General features: G+C 45.0%; 3 protein-coding genes and 2 pseudogenes. 1 reads left to right on the top strand and 4 read right to left on the bottom strand.

All coding sequences use genetic code 11. The annotated features are described in order from the left end of the window. Positions 1 to 186, bottom strand: a pseudogene (locus H6G26_RS42225) (DUF2839 domain-containing protein); the annotation flags it as partial. 858 nt (positions 187 to 1,044) lie between these two features. Beyond that, positions 1,045 to 1,782 (bottom strand): SDR family oxidoreductase, encoded by a 738-nt coding sequence (locus H6G26_RS39960; protein WP_190737480.1) that lies wholly within the window; start codon positions 1,780 to 1,782, stop codon positions 1,045 to 1,047. Between the two features lie 204 nt (positions 1,783 to 1,986). Between H6G26_RS39960 and H6G26_RS39955 the strand changes: the two genes are divergently transcribed. Continuing rightward, entirely contained in the window at positions 1,987 to 2,910 is a 924-nt protein-coding gene (locus H6G26_RS39955; protein ID WP_242054359.1) for an AraC family transcriptional regulator, read from the top strand. On the opposite strand, the gene H6G26_RS43590 is transcribed toward H6G26_RS39955, so the two are convergent. Together H6G26_RS43590 and H6G26_RS39945 are read right to left on the bottom strand one after the other, a co-directional pair. Continuing rightward, the gene (locus H6G26_RS43590; RefSeq protein WP_242054358.1) at positions 2,820 to 3,215 is read right to left on the bottom strand and encodes a hypothetical protein; all 396 of its coding nucleotides are present in this window, start codon (positions 3,213 to 3,215) and stop codon (positions 2,820 to 2,822) included. The two genes, H6G26_RS39955 and H6G26_RS43590, sit on opposite strands and share 91 nt — an antisense overlap. Further along, a pseudogene (locus H6G26_RS39945) lies at positions 3,199 to 3,542 on the bottom strand (hypothetical protein); the annotation flags it as partial. The gene H6G26_RS43590 and the pseudogene H6G26_RS39945, both read right to left, overlap by 17 nt.

Below are 3,542 nucleotides of genomic sequence, written 5' to 3'. Positions count from 1 at the left end.
AATAGTGTCTTGATGAAATCCTCGGTCGTTCTTGGAACACTGAACAAGTAAACATCCATTATCAGAATCTTTGACTCGCTTGATTGAGAAATTAATCTGCGTCCACATTGATTGGACTTCATTGAAAATATTAGGCAAACCATAGTAATTGCCTAATATTGCCTTTCGGCGTTTCGATTCACCCATAAGTCTCCCTCAGCAATACAAATTTTGACCTTTTTTGAATTCAAAATGCAAAATGCAAAATGAATAATAAGAATAAATTTTAATTAATTAATTTTGGGTACAAGCCACCACTAATTGTCTTGAATTTTGAATTTTGAATTTTGAATTGGAGCAAAGCGACTTGACAAGGATGATGAAGAAGATAAGGAATCTTCTGACAACGAGTAAGCTCAATAGCGTTCAGACTAACCCTCTGGGGGTTATTAACTACTAATACTATTGTAACGATAAATCAAGGGTTTCAAGTATTTTGCAGTTGCAAGGATTGGGGATTTTGCCAAACCTTATCTGTCATCCTTGCACGCTTTGCTGCTGGCGGCTGTTGAGAGAGTACAACCTTGTTTGGAGACAGCTAAAGTGATGATATAGCTAGTAAACAAGAGGTTAATCCAACAAATCCACAATGCAACAATGCAATAAATAACTCATTTCAAGATCCGCCAGTTAAGCGCTGAGTTAACGAAGTTGGAGAAAACTGGGTGGGTTTAAGTTGAAGGAGGCAGGAGGCAGAAGGCAGGAGGCAGGAGGTTTTTTTCAGAAGGAGATTCAAACCCCTCCTGAAAAAGAGCCACCAAATTGAAGATTTGGTGGGGGTTTTAAACCCAAGTTCCCTCCGGTCACGGGCACAGAGCAGGAAGCAGTATTCCTCCTGCCTCCAGCAAGAACTGCCCTCTGCCTTTCTTGATAAAATAGCCGTCTTCGATTCAAGTCACATATCTTTTTGCGGGTAGTCCTAAACAAGTGAGGATACGCCGCACTCGTGCAGCACATCCTCACCCTAAGACTATTTATTAATTTTAGAGCGCTAAACTGAATGCTTTAGTAAGGGCTAGCTGTAGGTCTGACAATAATTTCACTAACATCAACATCATCAGGCTGTTTGATCGCAAATAGAATTGCGCGGGCGATCGCCTTAGCAGGAATGGATAATTTGCGAAATTCCTGCATTTCAATTCTGGCAGTTTCATCACTGATGCTGTCGGCTAACTCCGACTCTGTGACTCCCGGCGAAATCACCGTTACTCGAATGTCGCCACCCACCTCTTGTCTCAATCCTTCTGAAATAGCGCCAACCGCGAACTTAGTCGCACAATAAACAGCCGCAGTGGGAGACACAGCGTGTCCACCAATCGAGGAAAGATTGATAATCTGACCCGACTTTTGGGCTTTCATGACGGGAAGCGCTGCTGCGATGCCGTACAAGACCCCTTTGATATTGACATCAATCATGCGATCCCATTCTTCAACTTTCAGTTGATCGAGAGTCGATAGCGGCATGATGCCAGCATTATTAATCAGGACATCGACGCGATCAAACTTGCTCTGGGCAAGTTGCACGAGCGCTTCTAGCTGGCTGCGTTGAGTCACATCGAGCGCCTGATATTCAGCTATGCCACCCTCTGCGTCAATGTCCTTGACAATAGTTTCAAGGCGAGCGGTGCGACGTGCGCCCAAAACAACTTTTGCGCCATTTTTTGCCAGCATCCGAGCTGTAGCTTCACCGATGCCGCTACTGGCTCCAGTGATGATAATGACTTTTCCATTTACGTTCGACATTGCAATCTCCTATTTTTTTGATGTCACTGGAAATTTGATGTTGTTTTCTTGAAACAGATGTGTTCATACTAGGAGTCAAAGCAATGAGTTTAAATACACAGACCTCGCATTTTATTGCCTAATCCTCCAAATTCAGATTTCATGAATCGATTAGGATGTTCTACAATGTTCAACGAAACGGGGTTCAATAAGCCAAGGAACCGTATGGCACTCGCAGATCAATGCAATGAATTGGCGGCATTAGTCACTCAACAAACCGACGGCAAAGGCAATGGTTTTCATAAAACAGCGATAGAACAACTAGAATTTCAGCGAGAATCGTCTGTTTCCACTGCACTACATAGCGTCAGTGAACCGCTCCTCGCCATCCTAGTTCAGGGTAAAAAGGAAGTCTTGCTGGGTGAGGAAACCTATTGTTATGGGGCTGCTCAATATTTAGTCGTCTCGGTTGATTTGCCGTTGAGCGCATTTATTGTCGAGGCAACCCCAGAACAGCCGTATTTAGGATTCAAGCTAAATTTAGATCCCCGTCAACTCTGCGATATCATTACGTCCCAACCCAGTGCGTTGGCAAAGCCTCTGAGTATGAAAATCGAAAGCCAGAAAAAGAACTCTATCAGAGGTTTATTCGTCAGCACTGCCGATGCTCCCTTGCTCGATTGTGCGATCAGACTGGCACGGCTTTTGGATACGCCCCAAGACATCCCGATTTTGGCACCGCTAATTATCCGCGAAATCTACTATCGCCTTTTGATAGGGGAACAAAGCGAAGCGGTTCGCCAGATTGCAACATCTGGTAGCAATATGCAGCGGATTGCTGAAGTTATCAAGCTGATCAAGGCTGATTTTGTCCAGCCAATGCGGATTGATAATCTGGCAGAACAAGCTAGGATGTCTCCTTCATCATTTCATCACCATTTCAAAGCAGTGACATCCATGAGTCCGCTGCAATATCAAAAGCAATTAAGGCTCTTGGAAGCACGTCGCCTGATGCTGGCGGAAAACTCTGATGCGGCTAATGCTGCCTATCGAGTGGGCTATGAGAGCCAATCACAGTTCAGCCGCGAATATTCTCGCCTATTTGGTGCGCCCCCGATTCGGGATATTGCACGTTTGCGTACTGCTTGAGTGCAGCCTGTTGAGAATGTCAAGTCTACGCGATCGCCCTTAACGCTTTCAATTTCACAGGGACAAAGTTTATCCCCCGGTTCTTTATACAAATACAGCACTGCAAAATATGTTGCTGGTGGTTCGACTGTTACTGAATCAATTTCTGCTGAATTCTTCTGGGAGCGGTGGCGATAGAATGAGCGGCGATTATGACAGACTTTGGGATTCCAACACCCGTCCCCTTGTGGCCCATGCAGTAGTTTTGCTTGAGTTGTTGGTAATTTGGCGCATAGCTGACATTTGGGATCAAGTGGCTTGGGCATACCCTACTCCCCTTGAGTTTCGGCAATCGCACGATAGTAAGCAGCGATGCCTACGGCGGTAAACTACGCCGCTTCTGCGTAAAAACTCCAGCACTTTCATCCATCGAATATCCGTGGGCGCAGCTATTTTTGCTGGTCTCTCCCTGCTTGGTGGCTGCACCATAGATACAGCTTTATCATTTAAGGGAATAAGTTTGATCGGTGGTAGGTTGTCAAACTGGGTGTTATTTGCCATATCGCGGCGATCGCCTGGAAGCACAGTGGAAGTAACACCCAAAATTGTATGTGACTTCAGGTAGAATTTGCCCAAGACAGAAGGTAAAAGTT

Source organism: Nostoc sp. FACHB-888, from assembly GCF_014696655.1.
Taxonomy (GTDB): Bacteria; Cyanobacteriota; Cyanobacteriia; order Cyanobacteriales; family Nostocaceae; genus Nostoc.
This window is presented reverse-complemented; position numbering and strand designations above follow the sequence as displayed.

What these genes read in the sequence shown, in the direction of transcription:
- H6G26_RS39960 (WP_190737480.1), bottom strand. Translation starts at nt 1,782, where the DNA reads ATGTCGAACGTAAATGGAAAAGTCATTATCATCACTGGAGCCAGTAGC.
- H6G26_RS39955 (WP_242054359.1), top strand. Translation starts at nt 1,987, where the DNA reads ATGGCACTCGCAGATCAATGCAATGAATTGGCGGCATTAGTCACTCAA.
- H6G26_RS43590 (WP_242054358.1), bottom strand. Translation starts at nt 3,215, where the DNA reads ATGCCCAAGCCACTTGATCCCAAATGTCAGCTATGCGCCAAATTACCA.